The 22,046-nt window shown below is 47.4% G+C and carries 16 protein-coding genes; 10 read left to right on the top strand and 6 right to left on the bottom strand.

Annotation, left to right across the window (positions count from 1 at the left end):
* Window positions 1–44 precede the first annotated feature (44 nt).
* On the top strand, window positions 45–1,736 hold the full coding sequence (locus EDD67_RS01310) for an acyl-CoA dehydrogenase family protein (protein WP_121439377.1): 1,692 nt from the start codon (window positions 45–47) through the stop codon (window positions 1,734–1,736).
* A 192-nt stretch (window positions 1,737–1,928) separates the two neighbouring features.
* On the top strand, window positions 1,929–2,627 hold the full coding sequence (locus tag EDD67_RS01305; RefSeq protein ID WP_121439376.1) for a hypothetical protein: 699 nt from the start codon (window positions 1,929–1,931) through the stop codon (window positions 2,625–2,627).
* Window positions 2,628–2,669: 42 nt separating this feature from the next.
* Here EDD67_RS01305 and EDD67_RS01300 read toward each other — a convergent pair whose 3' ends face one another.
* From EDD67_RS01300 to EDD67_RS01290, 3 genes are all read right to left on the bottom strand, one after another.
* A complete protein-coding gene (locus EDD67_RS01300) occupies window positions 2,670–3,197 on the bottom strand; it encodes an acyl-CoA thioesterase (RefSeq protein WP_093073019.1) in 528 nt (175 codons plus the stop codon).
* A gap of 97 nt (window positions 3,198–3,294) precedes the next feature.
* Window positions 3,295–6,969: a chitobiase/beta-hexosaminidase C-terminal domain-containing protein gene (locus EDD67_RS01295; protein WP_121439375.1), complete on the bottom strand. Its 3,675-nt coding sequence runs from the start codon at window positions 6,967–6,969 to the stop codon at window positions 3,295–3,297.
* Window positions 6,970–7,087: 118 nt separating this feature from the next.
* The gene (locus tag EDD67_RS01290; RefSeq protein WP_199739582.1) at window positions 7,088–9,076 is read right to left on the bottom strand and encodes a bifunctional metallophosphatase/5'-nucleotidase; all 1,989 of its coding nucleotides are present in this window, start codon (window positions 9,074–9,076) and stop codon (window positions 7,088–7,090) included.
* A 615-nt stretch (window positions 9,077–9,691) separates the two neighbouring features.
* Between EDD67_RS01290 and EDD67_RS01285 the strand changes: the two genes are divergently transcribed.
* From EDD67_RS01285 to EDD67_RS01270, 4 genes are read left to right on the top strand one after another with little or no spacing between them, the layout of a single operon-like run.
* Complete coding sequence (locus tag EDD67_RS01285; RefSeq protein ID WP_158638177.1) at window positions 9,692–10,429, top strand: HAD family hydrolase; 738 nt, start codon at window positions 9,692–9,694, stop codon at window positions 10,427–10,429.
* Between the two features lie 15 nt (window positions 10,430–10,444).
* Window positions 10,445–11,425 (top strand): extracellular solute-binding protein, encoded by a 981-nt coding sequence (locus EDD67_RS01280; protein ID WP_242005956.1) that lies wholly within the window; start codon window positions 10,445–10,447, stop codon window positions 11,423–11,425.
* 32 nt (window positions 11,426–11,457) lie between these two features.
* Window positions 11,458–13,128 carry an ABC transporter permease gene (locus EDD67_RS01275; RefSeq protein WP_121439373.1) on the top strand — a complete coding sequence of 557 codons (1,671 nt, stop codon included), beginning with the start codon at window positions 11,458–11,460 and terminating at the stop codon, window positions 13,126–13,128.
* A 16-nt stretch (window positions 13,129–13,144) separates the two neighbouring features.
* Window positions 13,145–14,227 carry an ABC transporter ATP-binding protein gene (locus EDD67_RS01270; protein ID WP_121439372.1) on the top strand — a complete coding sequence of 361 codons (1,083 nt, stop codon included), beginning with the start codon at window positions 13,145–13,147 and terminating at the stop codon, window positions 14,225–14,227.
* A 405-nt stretch (window positions 14,228–14,632) separates the two neighbouring features.
* Here the strand turns inward: EDD67_RS01270 and EDD67_RS01265 are convergent, their stop codons facing one another.
* Window positions 14,633–15,958: a 6-phospho-alpha-glucosidase gene (locus EDD67_RS01265; protein ID WP_121439371.1), complete on the bottom strand. Its 1,326-nt coding sequence runs from the start codon at window positions 15,956–15,958 to the stop codon at window positions 14,633–14,635.
* A 21-nt stretch (window positions 15,959–15,979) separates the two neighbouring features.
* Complete coding sequence (locus EDD67_RS01260) at window positions 15,980–17,596, bottom strand: alpha-glucoside-specific PTS transporter subunit IIBC (protein ID WP_121439370.1); 1,617 nt, start codon at window positions 17,594–17,596, stop codon at window positions 15,980–15,982.
* A gap of 211 nt (window positions 17,597–17,807) precedes the next feature.
* On the opposite strand from EDD67_RS01260, the gene EDD67_RS01255 reads away from it, so the two are divergent.
* Window positions 17,808–18,560, top strand: a complete 753-nt coding sequence (locus EDD67_RS01255) for a MurR/RpiR family transcriptional regulator (protein ID WP_121439369.1) — start codon at window positions 17,808–17,810, stop codon at window positions 18,558–18,560.
* Between the two features lie 125 nt (window positions 18,561–18,685).
* Entirely contained in the window at window positions 18,686–19,009 is a 324-nt protein-coding gene (locus EDD67_RS01250) for a DNA primase (RefSeq protein ID WP_123875790.1), read from the top strand.
* Between the two features lie 69 nt (window positions 19,010–19,078).
* Here the strand turns inward: EDD67_RS01250 and EDD67_RS01245 are convergent, their stop codons facing one another.
* Entirely contained in the window at window positions 19,079–20,767 is a 1,689-nt protein-coding gene (locus EDD67_RS01245; RefSeq protein WP_121439368.1) for a glycoside hydrolase family protein, read from the bottom strand.
* 174 nt (window positions 20,768–20,941) lie between these two features.
* Between EDD67_RS01245 and EDD67_RS01240 the strand changes: the two genes are divergently transcribed.
* On the top strand, window positions 20,942–21,739 hold the full coding sequence (locus EDD67_RS01240; protein WP_121439367.1) for a carbon-nitrogen family hydrolase: 798 nt from the start codon (window positions 20,942–20,944) through the stop codon (window positions 21,737–21,739).
* Window positions 21,740–21,857: 118 nt separating this feature from the next.
* A complete protein-coding gene (locus EDD67_RS13760; RefSeq protein WP_154718748.1) occupies window positions 21,858–22,004 on the top strand; it encodes a hypothetical protein in 147 nt (48 codons plus the stop codon).
* Window positions 22,005–22,046 lie beyond the last annotated feature (42 nt).

The following is a 22,046-nucleotide window of genomic DNA, read 5'->3' as shown; positions in this document are numbered from 1 at the left end:
AACGATTTCTTTGCCTGTTTATCTTAAAAATGGAGGGTCGGCGAATGAATTTTTTCACAGAAGACCGTACGTTTTGCGCAATGCTGAAGCGGATGATGGACCCCGAACTGTTTAACTGGGCGGAAGGTGAGTTGTCAGACTTGGGAAGTGCAGCGGCGGGACGGATTGATGAGCGGGCGGCGCATACAGACAATGACGGTGAGCCGAAGTTAGTGAAATATGACCGATTTGGTGAAGATCAATCGTACGTTTGGGTGAATGAAGGGTATCGGCAAACGGCTGATGATATCTACCGCCGCGGGATTGTTGCCTATCCGCACCGGGAAATACCCGAGCTGGGCCGAAAAGGCAACTACTTTTATTCCTTCGCACAAGGATACCTTCTTTCGCAAGCCGAACCGGGATTTTACTGCCCGGTGACGTTGACGATGGCAACGGCGTATTTACTGGATTCTTACGGTGATGACGAACTGAAAAGACGATTCCTCCCGCATATATTATCAACCGGAGAAAAAGAAATGTATGAAGGGGGAACCTTTTTAACGGAACGGCAAGGGGGTTCTGATGTCGGCGCGAATGAAACGGAAGCGCTGGAAGCTGAAGACGGCTCCTACCGTCTTTACGGTGAAAAATATTTTGCATCAAACGCCGGTCGCGCAGAAGTCGCGATGGTGCTCGCACGGATTGCCGGATCGAAGCCGGGAACAAAAGGGCTGTCCCTCTTTCTTGTTCCTTGGCAACACGAAGACGGAACGCGCAACCGCCTTTCGATTCGCCGTCTGAAAGACAAGCTCGGGGTGAAGGCTGTCCCTTCAGCAGAAGTGGAATTGGACGGGGCAAAAGGATATCTTGTCGGCAAAGCGGAAGATGGTTTTTATTATATGATGGAAGCGCTCAATTTATCCCGCATCAGTAATGCAGTGGCATCGCTCGGGATTATGCGACGGTCGTACCTTGAATCATACACGTACGCAGAGACGCGCCAAGCATTTGCTAAACCGCTGATTGACTATCCGATGATTCAAGATACGCTGACAAAAATGAAGATTAAACTCGATGCAGAATTGTACAGTGTTTTTCATTTGATTGAAGAGTACGATCTTTCTTTTTATTACGAAGGGAAAACAAGCGGCAGCGAAACAGCCTATTTGCGGCTGTTGATCGCTTTAATCAAAGCGGAAACAGCGGATCAGTCGATTTCATTTGCTCACGAAGCGATTGAGATGCACGGCGGAAACGGTTATATTGAAGACTTTGTCACTCCGCGGATGTTAAGAGACGCCCAAGTATTGACCGTTTGGGAGGGAACGAGTAATATTCTCGGCTTAGAAGTGTTGCGGCTGATGAATAAGTACGCGATTCATCAAGAATTTATTCGCCGTATGGAAGAAAAAGCCGCGAGATGTTATGTAACAGATCCGAAGCTGCTCGCAAATGTACGCTCGATGATTGCGCAATTGGCGGATGAATTAGACGAAATCACCGCCCTTAGCGATTACGAACAAACGCGTAAAATCAAACCGGCGGCGAAAAAAATGGTGACAATCTTTGAAACTGTCATGATGCTTGAAGCAACAGAAGAAGCCGATCCGGGCGGCTGGGAACAAATTTCCGCTTCGATTTATATAAAATCTCAGCTTTATCCGCTGTTTTCATATAACCATACGTCATGGCGGCCGGAAGAAGGATGGGTCGTGCTCGGCTTAACTGAACAAGGCGCAAACTCTAGGGTTTAATCCCGACTTGCCGTGTGTTCTGCACACGGCATTTTTATCTTCTGTTGTCATAAAGTTGAAATATTTTTAAAATTTCTGACATATACCCTTTTAATAGCAACCGTATTAATGTATAATTTTAGTAAATTAACATGTTCTTTGACGATTGCCACGAGAGTAGGGTGAGATCACATTGTAGAGAGGAGAGATACAATGCTTGATAAATACCAAAAACGTGTAAAAAATTTGATCGTCCGTTTCAGTACCGGAGAAGAGTCATTTGAACAATACCAGCATCAGCAAGCGGTTAAGCGTTCGCTCAGAGAGTATGAAAAGCGAACGAAAAAAAGCAGTGATGAAGAGGCCTTATACAATATTTCTCATTATATGAACATTCATCGTTCGATTTATATTCCGATGGAAGATTTAACCCATTATGCACGTGATTTAGGTCTTTCATATGTAACCCCCGCGGGCCGTGATCTGTTTAAAGAACGGTTTGTTGAAGACGGCGATTGGGACCAGCATAAAGCGAAAATCTTTCCGTACATCTATAATGAAAAAAATCTGCGTACGGAACGTTATCTAAAAGTTTATGACCGCATCAAAAAATACGGTTATTTAAGCCAAAAACAATTAAATGCCAAACCGGTGTATCATGATTTTAAAGAAGTGGATGAGATTAAAGTTGTGATTGACCGGCATGGTAATTTTCTCAAAGTTGTCGATTGCGGCAAACACCGACTTGCTGCAGCGCGAACACTGAATATCCGCGAGATCCCGGTGTTTATCCAAGGAATCCATTATGAGTGGGCAATAAAATGCCTGAATAAGCATGCAATGGATCCGATCGAAGCCATCAACCTTGAGATTGAGCAGCTGAATTGCAAACAGCCGGCTGTTGCGAAATAAAAACCGAAGGGCGGAAAGCCCTTCGGTTTTTTTGCGTTTAATTCAGTTATCCCACGGTTTGTTTTCATCAAGTATCTTCGCCAGTTCTTTACTGTGCGCCCGCCGTTCTTGGCGGATTTGGATCCGCGCCGGCGCGGAATTATGCAAGTATAATTCTTCGTCTGATTCCGGTACGACATCAGGCACTTCCGCTGGTGTACCGTCATCTTTTAAGCCGACGAATGTTAAAAAACTGTGCGCCGCAACGCGCCGGGTTCCTGTGCGCAAATCTTCAGCGACGACCTTGACAAATACTTCCATCGAACTTCGTCCTGTCCAGGTAACGTGCGATTCAAGGCAGACGGAATCGGTTTTTCGGATCGGTTCTAAAAAGTCGACGCTGTCTGTTGAAGCTGTGACGCATTCACAGCGGCAATGCCGCGCTGCCGATATGGAAGCAACATCATCAATGTCGCGCATCAGTTTGCCGCCAAACATTGTATTGTGATTGTTCGTATCTTCAGGGAAGACGCGGCCGGTTTTGATTACTTTTGATTCGCGGCATGTTTTCGTGTTTGGTGTGACGTTCATAAAAGTTCCTCCTGTACAAGGTGATTTATACAGTATACAGGAAAAACCCCAGCAATCACAAATTCTCCCGCCTCGAAAGGCAGGAGAATCAGAGTACTTATTCAGCAACTTCAACTTCAACGTTATCGATCACGAGATTTTCCGCATCAGAAGCAGAGAAGATCAGTTCAGCTTCGCCGTCTCCCGGTGCTTCATATTCCCAGGTAATTGTCTCCCAGTCATCATCTGACCTGATTTCTGTATAATCCGAGTAACCGCTGTAGCCGTTGCCGTGATAATCAGGCGCGTACATCGCATTACGGATGTTGCCGGATCCTTTTACTTCGTAGGAAACTTCATACGTTGTCCCGTCAGCGATCGCGTAGCTTTCTGTTGTGAAACGGTTGTGACTCGCCGTCGTGTTTTCAAGTGCGAGGCTGTAGTCGCCGGTAACAGCCTCGTCACTTTGACTTACGCGGCTGTCCGGGAAATTGGTTGCCTCTCCGTTCCAAGCGTCAGGCATACCGTCTGTCCAGTCAGAAAAATCGCCGTTGGCTAAGTCTTCGAGTCCGTCAGCATCTGTCAAGACGCGGACTTCGAGCGTTAAAGTTCCTTTGTTTCCGGCTTCATCTGTGACGCTGTAGACGACTTCGTAGTCACCGGATTCAGATGTGTCAACGTTGTTTTCAATGTTGACTTCATCGGTTAAATCCCCATCGGTTTCATCTTCGGCTGTGACAGCCGGAACTGCAAATTCTTCGCCGACTTCGAGCGTCATCGAAGGATCGTCATTAAGCGCAGCATCTTCAAATGTAATTTCCGGCGCTGTAGTATCGCCGTAATCATAGTCCGGATCGATGTCGGGAACGTCCAGCTGAACAACCATTGGATCGTGGTCACTGGCGCGTCCGTGTTCTTCCATAAACTTCGAGTTAATGTTCATCACATCGACATCGAGTCCGTCCTGTAAATGATCAGATACAAGAATGGAGTCGAGTGATTGGGCATTGCCTTCATAGTTGTACGTAAATTGGTTTTCGCGCGGCAGTTCATAAATAGCGTTGTAGAGCATGCCGTCGTCTTCAAGAATTTGTACCGGCGAAGCCCACGGGAATTCGTTAAAATCACCGCCGACAACAACGTTCGGCTGCTCTTTATTTTCTTCCAATTCGCGGACGAAATCACGCACGACGGTAGCGATTTGATCGCGCTGCTCGCGGCTGTTTTGTTCGGCCGGCGCGTCCATGCTCATCGGCGCTTCATCTCCGCGTTTTGAGTTCCAGTGGTTGCCGATGACATAAACTGATTCACCTTTGAAGTTGAATTCTGTCATTAGCGGAACGCGTGAACTTTCAAATGCGTCGTTTTCCGGATCAATTCGGCCGGTGACGTAGTTCAGTTCACCGTCTTCATCGAACTCGAGCGCGTCCGTTGAACCGCCGATCTCGCCGTCAGGGATTTCAACCCGGTCTGTGCGGTAAATGTAACCGACACGGATATTGCCGCCGGGGATCCCGCCGTCAACGCCGTCTTTTGGCGGGATATCGATGTAATCATAATCGGGGCCGCCTTGAGCAGCAATTTCATCAATCAGCGTCTGATAACTTTCGTCCGCTTCAACGGTGCCGTCATCGGTGTCCCCGCTGTTGGACATCACTTCGACTAAAGCAATCACATCCGGTGCATCGAGTTCATTCGCCATTGAATGAGCTAACCGTTCGCGCCGCGTATCATCGGCGTCCGGATGGAAGTTCTCCACATTGTAGGTCGCAACGGTCAATTGATCTTCGTCAAATTCAATCGTCGTATTTTCCCGGCGTTCCGCATCGCCTTCTTGAAGCTCCGGGAGGCCGCCGTCAACAGGCTCGAGTTTAAAATTGCTGAAATCATACGTCAAAACACCGGTGACCGATTCATCAAAATAGTCGCCGGTTTTCGCGACAGTATCTCGTGGTACATTGACAAACATAATTTCCGGGTTGTCTTCGTCTTCTGTTAAATAGACCCCGCCTTCAGGCGTTCGGTTATCAATGTCCCACTGTTCCGAGACAACGGTCAATTCTCCGTATGATTGCGGACCGGTAACGGTCACCTGCTCAGGAATTTCCAGTTTCATTCCTTCCAAGCTCTCGTAAAAATCGATCGCATTCACGTCAGCATCAAATGTCGATGGATCTTCTGGATCGTATGTGTCCGGGTCGGCGACCGTCTGTTCAGGAATCTGCCGGTCCTCGCCGATTACGACCGCGTCTGGCAGCTCGTTGCCTGAAGATTGGACAGCCGACTCATCAGCAGCGATTTGTGTTGTTGTTAAGTCATTGTTGCCGTCAAAACCGTCTTCTTCGTATTCAACGACTTCGCCGCTCGTATGCACGAGATCGCCTTCGGAGACGTCGTGCCCGTAATGGTAGACATAAATCCCTTCAGATGTATTGTTATCGCCGTCGGATTCTTCACTTTGCATGTAATAGCCGTTGTTTTCCACATGCGTAACGATTCCCGGAACCTCAGTTACTTGCGTTCCTTCATACGGGGATGTGTGCGCGGCACCTTGAATATCATAAATTTCAAGCTCGCCGGCTTCCGGCCTGATCGTGTATTCGAACGAAGCAATTGCACTGTTTTCAAGCTCATCTGCAACGGCGATCGCCCGGATTTCAGTGTCTTCAGTTAATTCGATCGGGCTGTCATATACTTGACTGTCCTCAGTTGGATCCGTTCCGTCGAGCGTATAGTAAATTGTTGCATCTTCCGTCGCGGTGTTCAGCTCGACTTCTGTGCCTTCAGCGACATTCGTACTTTCCGGTGAGGCTTCAACAGGCTGAACACGATCAGCATCTTCAACAAGATCAGCGTTATCGCGCGGCATCAGCTTATCAACACCAAAATTATAATTGATGACCCCGGTAACACTGTCGTAGTTCGTCTCTTCGCTAATGTTTGCATGATTGCCGAGCATAACGAACTCTCCGGCGGAGTCTGATGCATTGTAATCGTCAAAATCAAAATTGTCCGCGACATCAACATCGGTCATTTCAACGAGCTGCGCATGGTAATCTTCGCCGCTTTCGCGCAGTTTCTCTGACGTTATCATTTCAGGTTCAACCAAGCCGGCGTCTTCTTCGATCAATTCAGTATTTTCTTCGTCTGTTGGAAACTGAAGCATGCCGTAATAATCATCACCAGTTCCAGTTGCTTCAACAAGATCGCCGCGGTCATACAGATTACCGAGGTTTTCGCCGCGGATGACGATGGCGGCTGTATCGTCCTCGATGTACATGTTTGTGGCGCCGCCTTCTTCAAACGCAGCGGTGACCGTTCCTTGAATCGTATGTTCTTCATCCGGCTGATCGCGCACTTCCTGAATGGTTGAGCCGTCAAATTCATCGTCAGGCGTGAAATCAAACGTATCTTCTTCGTCCCCGACGAGCAAGGTGCCGGCAAGCTCTGCTAAATCATCATCAGTATGTTCGACGGTCACCGTGCTCCGGTCGTCCTCGTTGACCTCATAATCCGTCAGTTCCGGTTCGACGGTCGTTCCGTCTTCAAGCGCGACGGACGGTTCGATCATTCGGCTGATGTCGATACCGGCGGGGTAAGTTTTATCGAATTCGACTTCAAATGTCGTCGAATCAAGCACATTCACGCCTTCGACGGTGCGGTCAGGTCCTTGTGAATTCGCATGGTCGGGCGGACCGCCGCCGGGACTTGCTTGTGCGCCGGCTGCCGGTGCAAACATCGATCCGAGCATTACAGCTGTCATCGTTAAGGAAAAATATCGGTTAATTGACATCAATCTTGTCCCCCTGTGTAAAAATTCATTATCTATAAAGAAGAATACCGATCTGTTTGTATAAAAAGCCCGGTGCTCACTCAAAGAGACCGGGCTTTTTAATTTTTATTCGTCTGTTTTATTCGTCGCTGGCAGCAAGATCGTTAATCCGGCCTTCGACTTCATAGTCCACATCGCCGAGTTCTGCCATGTAATCGCGGAGCATCTCCCAGTCGGTAAAGCCGACAATCGTTCCGCGTCCTTCATCATAAGCTTCAGCGAAAGTATCATATCCGTCGCCGCCGGTGGCGGTGAAGTTATTGGTTGCGATCGTATGCATCTCGTCATCGCGGGCAATCTCTTCGTATTCGCCATTGCCGTTGAGATCGACTTCAATCGCTTCAACGCGCTCGCCCGGTTCATTGTCGCTGTCATACGTCAGCTGCGTGCCGTCAGAGACTTGCAAGAAGCCGCCGTTCTCATTCGGAGCATCAGCAACGCTTGTCTCGAAGGCTTCATACAACTCTTCACCGGTCAAATCTAATGTAGCGAGCCGGTTGCCGAACGGCTGTACTTCGATCAGTTCGCCGACTGTCACTTCGCCTTGGGCAATTGGCGCGCGGATGCCGCCGCCGTTTTGCACGGCCATAATGATTTCATCATTTGTATCGAGTGCTGCGTCAAGCTGTCCATCTGTAATTAAGTTTCCGAGTGCTGTTTCATTCGCGCGAACGCTGACGTCGCTGCCGTCCCCGAGACGCGGGTTCGGCAATTCGTTAACGACGTAGGACCCTGCCGGCTCATTTTGCACTTCTTCAATTTGTTCTGTATACGGCTCAAGCTGATCGGCTGCGTCCGGATCGGCTTCGCGTTCGTCGGTTGCGAGCAGTTCGCCGTCCACACGTTCAACCGATCCGCTGTAATCGAACGTCAGGTCAATTACACCGACGTGTTGACCGTATTCACCGGCTTGAGCAACAACGGTCGGTTCAATCGCGTCGCCGTCGGCATTTTCTTCCACAAGGGTCGGAGGCTCTACCTCTGTATGGCTATGTCCGCCGACAATGACATCGATCCCTTCGACTTGTTCAGCGAGGCGAAGGTCGTTGCCGACACTTGGATCGCTGTCGTAGCCAAGGTGGGTGAGGGCGACAATTTTATTGATGCCTTCATCTTCAAACTGAGCAACCATCTCTTCAGCAGCTTCAGCATAATCAGAGAACGTTACATCCATCGGACTGGAGATATTTTCGGTATCTTCTGTATTTAAGCCGAAGATCCCGATTTCTTCGCCGTCATGTTCTTCAACGATGCCGTCATAAATGACGCCGTTTTCTGCTTCATAGCTGATTCCGCCTTCTGCCAGTCCGGAAAGAGAAGGGTCATTATCAAAGTTCATGTTCGCGCCGACAACCGGGAATTCAGCATTTTCTACAAATTCGGCGAATTCTGGATGACCTTCATCAGGATCGCCGAGATCGAATTCATGGTTGCCCGGAACAAAAGCGTCATAATCCATTAGATTCATAAATGATAATGCCGCCTGACCGCGGAATTCATTGAAATAAAGCGTACCGGAGAAAATGTCGCCTGCTTCGAGCGTCAGCCCGTCGCCGTATGTGTCACGCGCTTCATTTAATGTCGTGATCATTTGCGGATACATGTCGACTCGGCCGTGGAGATCGTTCGTGTGGAAAATATTCATATCAAATGAGCCATAATTAAAATCAGATGACTCACCGCCGACAGTCAATGTTCCGCTTTCATCGGTCAAATCATCGTGCGTAACGGTGATTTCAGAGCGGTCGTCTTCATGCACTTCAACATCTGTCTCGCCAATATCAATCGCATTACCGTCGTCATCTTTTGCTTCAATGTCGGTGACCCGTTCCAGATCGAGCCCGGCAGGAAACGTTTTGTCAAACGAGACGGTGAAACTGGATGGATCTAACGTATTCACGCTCTCGACAGTTCGATCCGGCCCGTTCGGCGTATTGCCGCTGTTTCCTGGAGCGTCATTTCCATTCCCCGGCGGTCCTTGGCTTTGACCGTTGTTGGCTGCAGCTGTCGTGGCTGAAGCGATCAATCCGATTGTCAACATGCCTGTCAATGTTCGGTAAAATCTCATTTCATCATGGCCTCCTTAAGTATATGTTTCAGCCGCAATTATTGCGAGCGGTTTCATTTTAACGTTCTTGATCAAAGAAAACAATTCCCGTTGTCAGACAAGTCAGACGACTGTCAACCTAAAAGACTAGCGCCCGTGATCAATATCGAACAAAAGATTTAGGACGTTTCATGAAATAACGCTGTTTAAACGAACGAAGTTCAATAAAATCAACAGAATAATCAACAATAAATGGAATATGAGAAAATGTATAAGATTTTAGCCTTATTTTTGAAAATTTTTCTTAGGGGGAAGAGCGAAGATAAACTTGTCTGATAAGCGGTTGAGCAGATGTTAAAAGAAAAATGAGTCTATCCTTCACCAAAAAGCATGAAAGGGAATATGAAAAAATCTCAAAAATGTTTCGATTTTGTGAATGGGCGAGATATAGCAAAGAACTTGCCGTTAGTTAGGAAGATATAAACAGCTAGTATTCTGTCAGAGCATTTGTTCACGTGTGAAAGCCGCTTGTGCGGTTTTACTTTCCCGCGGGAAATGAATAGAATGTTCGTTGTTGTTAAATAAATTTTTTATATTTTATATTTACTTAACACGATGCGGAAAAGGAGGGTATCAATGGCAACGGTTCAGATTAATGGCAGGAGGATCCCGGTGCAGGCCGTCTTTTTTGATAAAGACGGGACACTGATCGATTTTTCATCGATATGGCTTCCGTGGGCTCAACATTTAATGACGGTCTTCCCTGATCAAATGAGCGGGAACGATGCGGAGAAATCGCTCGGCATCTCGCTGGCGAACGGCACGGTCGACCCGGAAGGCCCGCTGGCAATCGGGAGCATGCAAGATGTCCGTTCTATTTTGGCGAATGTGCTTTATGTTCACGGCAAACCTTGGCACCGCGCTTTTCATGAAGTGATCGAACGAATGGATCATCTCGATGAAACGGCTGATCACCTTCGAAATTTGCAGCCGGTCGAGGGAGCGCATGAATTTTTGCGCTCATTAAAAAATTCCGGTGTTAAAACGGCTGTCGTTACTGCGGATGATTCGAAAACAGCTGCAGCTCATTTACAAAAACTTGGCATCGATCGCTGCTTTGACACGGTTATCGGAGCTGATGAGGTGAAGCGCACGAAGCCGTACCCGGATATGGTGAAACTTGCGGCTGAACGTTTAGATGTTCGTTTGGAAGAGACGATGATGATCGGCGACACCAATTCAGATATGATCGTCGGCCGAAGAGGGAGGATGTGCTCAACCGTCGGGATCGTTACATATGCTGATTCAGCGGCGCATTTAACAGAAGCGGATTTTACCGTTTCTTCTTATCACGAATTAACTTGTAAATCATGAAAGGGGTAAATACAAATGAAAAAATCAATCTTAAGTTTAACAGCTGTTTCCGCAGCTGCCGTTTTAACGGCATGCGGGGGAGAAAATGAAACTGTCACGATGTACACACATAACGATGAAGATGAAATGCAGGCGTTTGCGTCCGGAGTAGAAGAGGCGACCGGTGTGGAAACCGAAGTGCTGCGGATGTCGAGTGAAGAAGCTTGGAGCCGGATTGATGCCGAGCATCCTGATGTTAATGCAGACATGATGTGGGGAATGCTCCACAGCTTTGCGCTCGTTGCCGAGAATGAAGAGGATATGCTCGCATCGTACGATTCGCCGGAATGGGAAGATGTCCCGGATGAGTTTGTTGATCCGGAAGGACGCTGGTACGGGTGGTCGTACTGGTTTAACGCTTTGGCTGTAAATGAAGAATTATTGGAAGAAAACGATATGGATGTTCCGGAATCATGGGATGATCTGTTGGATCCGCAGTACGAAGGGGAAATCGCCCTGCCGGACCCAGGAACGTCAGGAACAGCATTTCTCTTCGTATCGACCTTGATGCAAGAAATGGGTGAAGAAGAAGCGTGGGAGTATTTGGATGAACTTGACGACAACGTCGGTCAATATTCGCAGTCCGGTTCAGCGCCGGCGCAAATGGCGGCACAAGGTGAATACGCCATCGGCATCACATGGGATCAAGCGATCTTTGATCGGATAGATGAAGGTTACCCAATCGATATCGTTATTCCTGAAGAAGGCGTCGGCTATGACTTGGATGTAGCTTGGATTTTTGAAGGGGCAGAAAATCAAGAAGCTGCTGAAACCGTTATTGATTATATCGGCAGTGACGCAGGGATGGAGTTAGCTGCTGAGCACCGTTCGATGGTTACAAAACCTGATGTTGACGGAACGATCGATTTTGAGCCGAATTTGATCGATTATGATGCCGTGTGGGCTTCGGAAAACCGCGAGCGGATTATGGATGAATGGCAGGAGCGTTTTGACTAAGCAGATGTATGTAAAGAAAGCAGGTGGCAATCATGAGTGATAACACAGCGGGTTCTGTGAACTCCCCCGCAAAAAAGAAAGAACGAGTTGAAAAAGGATTTTTGGCGGCAACCTGGGGGATTGCCGCCCTCCTATTTCTATTTATTTTAGCGCCTGTGCTTGCTGTTTTACTGCAGAGTTTTGGTATCGGCGCGGGAGCATTCACCCTGGAGCATTATGAACGGTTTTTCACACATGCAAACTATTTGCAGTCATTGTTTAACAGTATCGCTGCTGCAAGTATTTCAACATTTGTGATCGTCTGTTTGAGTATCCCGTTTGCTCTTTATGTGACACGGACGTCAACATGGCTTTCCTCGGTGTATCGCGGGATCGGTTTATTGCCTCTCGTTGCACCGCCGTTTATTTTCTCGTTGTCACTGATTATCTTATTCGGTCGGCGCGGGGTTGTGACACAGGTGTTTAATGATGTGACAGGTCTCGAGATCAGTATTTACGGGTTCTGGGGTGTAGTTATTGCGCAGGTTCTCGGTTATTTTCCAGTCGCTTATATGATGATTGAAAGTTCAATGCGCAATATCAATCCCAGTGTTGAACAAGCCTCGCAAGATCTTGGTGCCGGCCAAGGGCGGACGCTTGGTAAAATTACGCTGCCGCTGGCAGGAACAGCGATTTTAAAAGCAGGATTGATCGTTTTTGTGATGGCGCTTGCTGACTTTTCTAACCCGCTGATTATCGGCGGCGGCGAAAACTTCTTGGCTTCGGATGCGTTTTTACTTGTAACCGGTCAGCAAAACTTGGAGATGGCGGCCGTCCTCGGCGTATTTTTAATTATTCCGAGTTTGCTGGTCTTTTTATTTCAAACGTATTTGCTGAAAGGGCATGACACGGCTACGAGTCAATCGGGCGGAGCAAACAACCCGCTGAATCCGCGGATGAAAAGACTGATGTTTGGAATCAGCACGCTTGTCGCTTTATTTATCGTCGTGATGTTTATTATGGTTGTCCTTAGCGCATTTGTGCAGATTATCGGTGTTAATAACACCTTTACCCTCGATCACTTCGCCGATCAGTCCGGTTTTGACTTTCTGTGGAACAGTGTCGTTGTGTCATTTTTTGCGGCGTTAATTGCTTCAGGCATCGGGATTTTACAAGGGTATATGACGGCGCGTAAAAATGTGCCGATGAAAAAACTGATGGAATTTACCGCTCTATTCGGGCTCGCCGTCCCGGGAACGGTGATGGGGATCGGTTACGTCCTGATTTTTAACGGGGCGCCGTTTTATTTAACAGGTACGATCTTTTTGCTTGTCATGAATATGGCATTTCGAAAAGTCGGGGTCGGTCTTGAAGCGGGGATCAGTAAAATGCAGCAAATCGATCCTTCGCTTGAACAAGCATCACAAGATCTCGGAGCAGGACCGTATAAAACATTCGGACGTATAGTCGTGCCGCTGTTAACACCGGCATTTATGGCCGGATTTGTGTATACGTTTATGACAGCGATGGTTTCAGTCAGTTCCGTTATTTTCATTATTTCGCCGGGAACGAATCTGGCGGCCCCGTATATTTTAAATTTAGCCGATCAAGCAGCTGTCGGCCGCGCTTCGGCCATGTCGTTTATTCTGATCGTTATTGTTATCTGCTGTATGGGCTTATTGAAATTGATGGAGCGAAAATGGAGTATTAACTCTAAGTTGTAAAAAGGAGGCGTCATCTTTGAGCGAGCAAGCAATTCTGCGTTTGCAGGGGATAGAGAAGTTTTTCGGTGAAGAGCATGTGTTGAAAAATATTTCACTGGATGTCGAAGAAGGGGAGTTGATTACATTTATCGGCCCGAGCGGAAGCGGAAAAACGACGCTTTTACGCGTGATCGGAGGGTTCCACGAACAGACAGAAGGAGCGGTGATCCTTGATGGAGAAACCATCGATCAGCTTCCGCCGGAAAAACGGACAACAGGGATGGTATTTCAAAACTACGCCCTATTTCCGCACATGAGTGTATATGACAATGTCGCTTACGGGCTGAAATTAAAAAAAGATGTGCCCGCCGAAGAACGGGACAGTTTAATTAAAGACGCATTGAAACAAGTGCAGCTTGACGGATATGAAGCGAGAAAGCCGAGTGAATTGAGCGGCGGACAGCAGCAACGAGTTGCGATCGCCCGTTGTCTTGTATTAAAGCCGAAAGTGCTTTTGCTTGATGAACCCCTTTCAAACTTGGATGCTAATCTTCGTCTGATAATGCGCGATGAAATCCGGCGTTTAAAAGAGGAATTGAATTTAACAATCGTTTTTGTCACCCATGATCAGGAGGAAGCGCTAAGTATTTCCGACCGTGTTCTCGTTTTAAAAGACGGAGAAGTTCAACAGCTCGATGCCCCTCCAGCCGTCTACCAGCATCCGGAAAATGAATTCGTCGCTGAGTTTGTCGGGCACGCCAATTTGATTGAAGGATCTTTTACCGGCAAGGAAGATGGGATTGTGTTTCAATCAGATGTAAGCCCTGAACTGACATTTCCGTTAAATATCGGCGGAGATTGGAAGGGAAAAAAAGGGACGGTGCTCTTGCGTCCGGAAATGATCACCGTGGATGAAGATAGTCCTTATCAAGCAGAAGTTAAAAAAGCTGTTTATCATGGAAACAGTGTCCGCTATCACGTAGATCTGTTTGGTGAACCGCTCTATATTGATGCGCTCAACCCTCTCAGTGCAAAGATTCACCGGCGCGGTGATAAGGTAGGACTGGGTTTTCCTGACCGCGTGCATATCATTCCGGAAGATCTCCCGGTTAAATCATAAATAAATGACAAGCTGAGACCGTCAGGGTTATGCCTGACGGTCTCAGCTTGTAGACAAATTATTATTTTGACGTAAGCCAGGCATCCACTAACCTCCGCTTGCCCCGGGCAAGGACTCAGCTAGTATTCGGCGGCCTGAGTCCGCGGAATCCGGATCTTCGTCTCTTGCTTTCCCGGAGGCGTCGGAGGAGTGGATAGACGGCTTCCTTTATTATGAATACACTCGATTCAAAGAAGGACGATGCGTAGTCATCCGTTCCTTTTAATATGACATCGATCGATGTCATGACTTTGTCAACACTCTGAAACCGTCAGAGCTATGCCTGACGGTTTGTTTTTGTCTGTTTGATCGAAGCAAAAAACCGTCCCGGATCAGAGGGATCACCGGGACGGTTTGGTAACGAATTTATTTCAGTTCTGGCCAGTAGTCTTTGTTCGCTTCAATTAAATCTTCGAGCAAGTCTTTGGCGACTTGTGCGCTTGGGACGATTTTTGAGAGCGTTAATGCTTGCCAAAGCTTTTGATAAGATTCTTCTTCAAACGCTTCGACAACAAGTTTTTCAACGGCGACTTGCTGTTCCATTAAGCCTTTTTGGAAGCGCGGGATTTCGCCTTGAGTAAGCGGCTCCGGTCCTTGACTTCCGACGAGGCACGGCACTTCGACCATCGCAGTCGGTTCAAAGTTGCTGATCGCGCCGTTGTTTTCGACAATCAAGAGCATGCGCTCTTTCGTGTTGTAGGCGATCGCGCGGGCCAAGTCAACGATATAGGACGCATGTTCATCGATGTGCAGTTCGCTGTTTTTCGCCGTGCCTTCATCGATGATTTTTTGACACTCGCCGAAGACGAATTTTTCGCGTCCGTCCATGACCTCGTTGGCGCGGGTGTAATCAGGATTGGATTTAGCCACTTCGTAGTCAGGATAGAAGTAATACTTCAAGTACGTGTTCGGAACCGTTTCCGGATCGAGCGCCTGCACATCTTTCGCTTTTGCAAAGGTGCTGTTCCAGCTCGCATCCGAGTGCTGGAGCGACTCGTCTTTTGTCACATAACCGAATTTCGACACGTGCTCGCGAATTTGCGGCAGGAGATCGTTGCCTTCTTTATCGCGAATGTCTGTCCACCAGCCGAAGTGGTTCAAGCCGTAGTAACGGACTTCCATTTCTTTACGGGAATTCAGTCCGATCGCATTGGCCATCAGCTCTTCGATGCCGATCGGCATGTCGCAAATGTTCAAGATGTTCGAATTCGGACGGAGTTTGCGTGTCGCTTCAGCAACGATTGCGGCCGGATTCGAGTAGTTCAGGAACCAAGCGTCCGGTGAATACTCGTCCATGAAGTCAATCAATTCCAGGACATCGCCGATCGAGCGCATGCCGTAAGCAATTCCGCCCGGTCCGCACGTTTCCTGGCCGACACAGCCGTGTTTCAATGGAATTTTTTCGTCTTTTTCGCGCATTGCGTACTTGCCGCTGCGGATGTGCGCCATGACAAAGTCTGTGTTGGAAAAGGCTGTTTTCGGGTCTGTTGTTGCTGTGAACGAAATATCCGGCGCTTTTTCCTGCAAAATCACTTCCGTTGCGCCGGCAATTGTTGCCTGCCGGTCTTCATCGTTGTCGAAAAATTTGATTTCACCGATCGGGAACTTGTCCAGGTTGTCTAACAGCATGAGGACGATCCCCGGCGTGAAGGTAGACCCTCCGCCGGCAATCGTAATTGAGAATTTTTTCATAATAACGCCTCCTAATTATAATTATTTTTGATTGTTTTCGTAGTCATCGATAAAGCCTTCGATGGAATCCCGCACTTGCGGAACAGATAAGCCGACAATGACTTGAATGCTTTGACCGTTTTTCACGAGTCCGTGTGCCTGTCCGTGCTCTTTGAAGTACGCATCATCTTGGACTTTTTCCGGATCGTGCACGGTGACGCGCAAACGCGTCGCACAGTTGGTGATATCTTGGATGTTGCCGGCGCCGCCGAGTCCTTCTAAAAAGGCCGATCCGCGCTGGTCGTATTCGCTGTCGTATTGTTGGGCTGCTTGTCCGGAAGCACTTCCCTGCTTGCTTGCTTTATAATCTTCTTTCGTGTAAAGCTTTGTTTCTCCGCCGTTATCATCTTTTTCACGCCCTGGCAGGGCAAAATCGAATTTCAAGATCAAGAAGCGGAAGAGATAGAAGTATATGACGGTGAAAAGAACACCAACGACAATTTGAGCCAAATACACTTCCCAATGGGCCGCGCCAAGCGGAATCCAGTTCGTTGTCGCGATTTCGATCAAACCGCCGCCTTGGTTACCGACGAGGCCGAATGCGTTTTGAATCGTTACCATTGTTGCACCGAGTGCAGCGTGGAGTGCAAAGAGTGCCGGAGCAATGAACAAGAACGTGAATTCAAGCGGCTCTGTGATGCCGGCTACGACAGCTGTTAAGGTAGCAGCGAGCAACAGTGCGCCGACTGTTTTCTTCTTTTCTGGTTTCGCACAGCTGTACATTGCTAACGCAATTCCGATCGAACCGAACATCTTAATGTTTCCTTGCAGGAGGAAACCGCCGCCGTCCCATTCATCTGCCATGGAACCGTCGGTTGCAGCTAATTCGCCGAGTTGACTGACCCATGTGGCGGTGATGCCGTCATTGACCACTGCCGGACCGAATTGGAACGGTGTGTAAATAAAGTGATGCAACCCGGTCGGGATCAAGATTCTCTCAAGGAAGTGGAAAAGCCATACACCGAGCGAACCTGATGCGATCATAAATCCTTGCAAAGCAGCAATGCCGTCTTGCACCATCGGCCAGAACCAAGCGGTGAAAAAGGCCAGCGGCAGCATGACAAAGAAGGAAAGCATAACGACAAACGGGCCGCCTTGGAAAATCCCTAACGAATCGGGAAGTTTCTTATCATAGTAACGATTGTGCAGCCAAATCGTTATTCCGGAGATGACAATCGCGCCTAAAATATTAGTGTCGAGCGTCTCGATTCCGGCAATCGCCGTTAAGCCGGTTCCGGCATCGAGTTCTGCATCAGCATCAATGTTAAATGCCGGTCCCCACATCTCCATAATCGAGTTGATGTACGTGTTAAACATCAAGTAAGCCATCACTGCGGAGAGAACCGCACGGCCGGAAGCTTTCTTCGCTAAGGAAATCGGCAGTCCAATTAAGAAGACCAATTCCATATGCGTGAAAACAGTCCAACCGGTGTTTTCAATCAACGTCCATACTTGATACCAAAGACTGTCCGGGTCGGCCAAGCCGCCCATGATTTGTTCATTTTTAAATAGTGTAGCGAGTCCGACGACGATACCGAAGAAAGGAAATAATAAAACCGGAACAATCATCGCACTGCCGAACCTGCGAATCGAATTCATGAACACTCACCACTTTCATAGTTAGAATTTTTGTATGCGTTTACTGTTTACACTTGTAACTATATCTTTAAAAGAAAGCGGATACAATGGCTTGAGAGCACTGAGGGAAGAGGTGGAAACATCCGGATATTGTTTCAATTCGCGGGAAAATTTCCGAACATTCGTGATACAATGAACAACAGTGAGCTTAAACGTTAAAGGGGTGGTCGATGTGAAACTGGAGGAATTGATTAACGAATATTACGATCGGTTGAATGAAAATGATATGCACGTGTTAAAGTACGTCCTTAACAATAAAGAGCGCAGCGGTCATATGGGGATAAACGAATTAGCTGAAGCCTGCCATGCGTCGAGGTCGTCGGTTCACCGCTTAACGAAAAAACTCGGATTTTCCGGTTACAGCGAATTTCGGGTTTTTCTTAAATGGGAAGAAACACAGGGAAAGGTCGAACCAGGTCATATTCAACGGCTGGAATCCGATACGGCGGCAACGATCAAACATTTAGCGACCGTCGATTTTAAGCCGATTGTCCAGCAGTTGGCGGATGCCAAACGCATATTCATTTATGCCAGCGGGACAGCACAGCTGTCCTGTGCGAAAGAGGCGCAGCGTTTGTTTGCGATCGTCCATACGTTTGTGACGGTGATTCACGACAGCGTCGAATTTGAAACGATATTTCCGGCAATCGATGCGGAAGATGTCGTCATTATTCTCTCGCTTTCTGGTGATACCCCGGCTCTGTTGCCGCAAGCCAAGCAGCTTAATGCGCGCGGGATTCCGTTTATCTCGATTACGAACTTAAAAAACAATCATTTAGCGCAAATGTCGCCGTATACGCTTTACGCTGCCAGCACCCCGGCACAGTCGAAACAAGGAGCGGAAATTGTCTCGTTTGTTCCGTTTTATATTGCTGTTGAAACGTTGTTTCGTCATTACACGGAAAAAATAGAGCAAGATTTATAACCTGGATATGAAACCGTCATTCATAATATGTGAAAATGTCAAAAAAAGTTTATGAACGTTTTGGTGTAGAAAATACGTGAAATAGACTGTACCGTAACACGATATAATGAAGGAGGATTCATATAATGAAAAAATCACTAGGAATTTCTGTCATGTCAAGCGTGCTTGCACTCGGTGTGTTAGCAGGGTGCGGAGACGATGTTGACAATAATGATGGAATGAACAACAACGACGGAATGAATAACAATGTTGAAAACGATGCAGACAACGACGGCTATAATGACGACGATGACGACGATGATATGCTTAACGATGACGATGATGATGACGATGACGATATGATGAACGACGATGATGATGACGACGATGATATGCTCAACGATGACGATGACGACGACGATGATGACATGCTTAACGATGACGACGATGACGACAACTTGAACGATTAATTTGCGTGTGAGAGTTAAATGAAAAGGCATTTCCCGTTTGTATCGGGAAATGCCTTTTTTATGCCGTGTTTAAGATGATGTTGTGATGATTTTTATCGCTTGAATGAAACTGGATAAGCTGTGCTGTGTGTAATCATTGCGAATGTCATAACTGTCGAGGCTTTCATGCAAAGCTCCGAGACAGAGCGTTTTGTTTGTTAAATACATGACGGACTCCAGACGGTATTGCAGCTGAAGCTGAAAGCGAATGCCGGCAAAGATCGCTTCTCTAGCTTTTTCCGCCATGTTGTGATCGTTAATGCGCAGGGCCATTTGATAGACGGCACCGAGCCCTTCGCTTCGGCAGGCTGTCGGCGTCGAACGCGGGATTCCTTTCATTTCATAAGAACCGAGCCATTCGTGATCATAAGCTGTAGCATCTGTTCGCTGAGAAGCAAACATGGCTTCAGCAATGAAATAGCTGTGACGGACGTACAGCTCTTTCGGCCGTTCCCGGTGCAGTTCATTTAAGGCATAAAGAAGCCAGTGATCGTGTTCGATGCTGTCCTGCTGGGCTTCGGCGTCACGGCGGTTGATAAGAAAATCCGCTTCGTTTTCCGCCGTAACAAGCCATGTTTCATTACCGTCCAATTGATACAACCGAACGAGACCGAGGATCGCTTCACCCGGATAATACGACGAATTAAAATGGGTCACTTCGCCGGTCGAAAACGTTTGTTTATGAACGGCGAATTTGCCTGTCTCGTCCTGTGTTGCTTGCATCCAAGCAGCGAGCCCGGTCATATAGGCAAGGTATTGTTTGTCGTTGGACTGTTCTGTGTATTTACTAAGGGCAATTAAAGCCAATCCATTTCCGCCGAGTTTTATGGCGTCGTTTTCCACAACGGCGGCAACTTCTCTGCCTTCCAATTGAAAAAACTCGATTCTTTTCAGTAAATAGCGAAGCGCCTTTTCAGCTGTTTTTAGCAGGTCGGTGTCCTGCGTGAGTTCGTATGCTTCAAGCATTGCGTACACCGTACCGGCATGGCGTAGAATATTGTACCGGTTTGCAGCAAACTGATCGCGCGGATCGTACGAATAAACGAATTTGCCTTGCCGGTTTAACACCTGCATGAAGTAGTGGTTTTTCGTTAAAGCAACAGCCTGTTCCAATTTTTCTCTGGTCAGCGGTTCATTCTGTGTATCGCGGTGGCCGCGAAACAATACATGCAGTCCTTCGTCATTTAAATAATAGCTTGCTGTTTTAAATGTAAACACATCAAACCATTCTTCCGCTGTCAGCATTTTTTCTGCCGGCGTACCGAGCAGGCCATGTTTGCGCAGGGCGCGATACATATGTTCGCGTTGTAATTTTCCGGAACGGATCATGCCGTACATCTCGACTTCTTCCGGCAAAAATGACAAAAATCCTTCTTTATCTAAAATAATACCGTCTTCTCTCGGTGTGTACGAAATTTTTTCGTTCAGGACATTCATCCAGCTCATCGTCTGTTTTACGGTATTGATTTCTGTTACGACGTCGAATTTTACGTCCTCGGTCTTGATCACCGGCATTTGACTCAGGGCAGATTCCGCTGCTTCGGAAAGCGATGCTCCTTTTCCCCCGCGAACTTGAGCACGCTCGCCATTATAGGCGGCGGATATGTATACGTGTTGATGTCCGTTTTCATCGCTATAGGCATATGGAGCATCAATCTCGGGCAACTCAGCCTTCTCACCGTTAATTCGCTGCAAAATATGTCGCAGTAGCTGTTCCATCGTCCATCGCCCTCCTTCATCGTCTTAATGGTTATTTTACCATATCAAAGAAACGTGAAACTGGGAAAAGTTATTAACCTATTTGGATCAATCCGAAAAAGCAGCGGGCATTTATAGTACAATGAAGGTAAAGGTGATTGTTCGTTAATGATTTAATGAAGGGAGTAGTTGTTTATGCATACGAAGGTATTTCAAATGGACATCATCCCTGGCGACCCGGAAGCGAACCGAGAACGAGTGAGAAATTGGTTTGAAACAGAAGCCATTCAAAATGGACCGCCCGTTGACCTGGTTGTTTTGCCGGAGATGTGGACGACGGCGTATACTTTGCCGGAGTTAAATACGATTGCAGAACCGGTGGAGGAGAATGAATCAACGAAACTGCTGCAAGAATTAGCCGTCGCTTACAATACAAACATTATCGGCGGATCGATTGCAGTGAAGAAAAATGCCAAAGTGTTCAACCGGGCGCTCGTGATTAACCGTCAGGGCGAACTGATTTATACGTACGACAAACTTCATTTAGTGCCGATGCTGAATGAACCGGCCTATTTGTCACCGGGGGAAAAAGCCGTAGAAACATTCGAGTTGGATGGAATAAAAATGGGCATCATTATTTGTTTTGATCTCAGGTTTCCGGAAATTATTCGCAGTCTCGCTCTTCAAGGCGCCAAAGCGCTCTTTATTCCGGCAGAATGGCCGGCGTCCCGGACACTTCATTGGGATGTACTCAGCCGGGCGCGGGCGATTGAAAATCAAATGTATGTGATTTCTTCAAATCGAGTTGGCAGTTATGACGGCACTGGATTTGCCGGACGTTCAATGATTATTAATCCATGGGGGGATGTCTTGGCGGAAGGCTCAATAGATCAAGAAGAAGTGTTGGCAGAAGTCTTGGATCTGAATTATGTCTCAGAAGTGAGAGAACAGGTGCCGGCGTTAAAGAGCAGAGTGCCAGAATATTATAACTGAGATGGTTATACGAAAAAATTTGGAATCTAGTTAATTGGGATTATTTCCATTTTTCGACATACTTTGCGGAAAATATGTGCTACAGTAATGGTACATTTCTGCAAAGGGGGGGGAGATAATGGATTCAGAGCGTTTCAAAGCATTGTTGCTCGAAGTGAAGAAACGCGGTTCGACAGACGAAGAAATCAATGAAGCTGAATTGCTGAATTACATACAGGATCAATTAAAAAAACAAATAAACCAATCGAAGGCAACGTATGAATAGGATGAAAAAGCCAGCGGCGAACAGCCGCTGGCTTTTTCTGCG

The organism is Salisediminibacterium halotolerans, assembly GCF_003814815.1.
Lineage (GTDB): Bacteria > Bacillota > Bacilli > Bacillales > Salisediminibacteriaceae > Salisediminibacterium > Salisediminibacterium halotolerans.
Note: the sequence above shows the minus strand (reverse complement) of the source record. Positions and strands in the feature narration are given on the sequence as shown.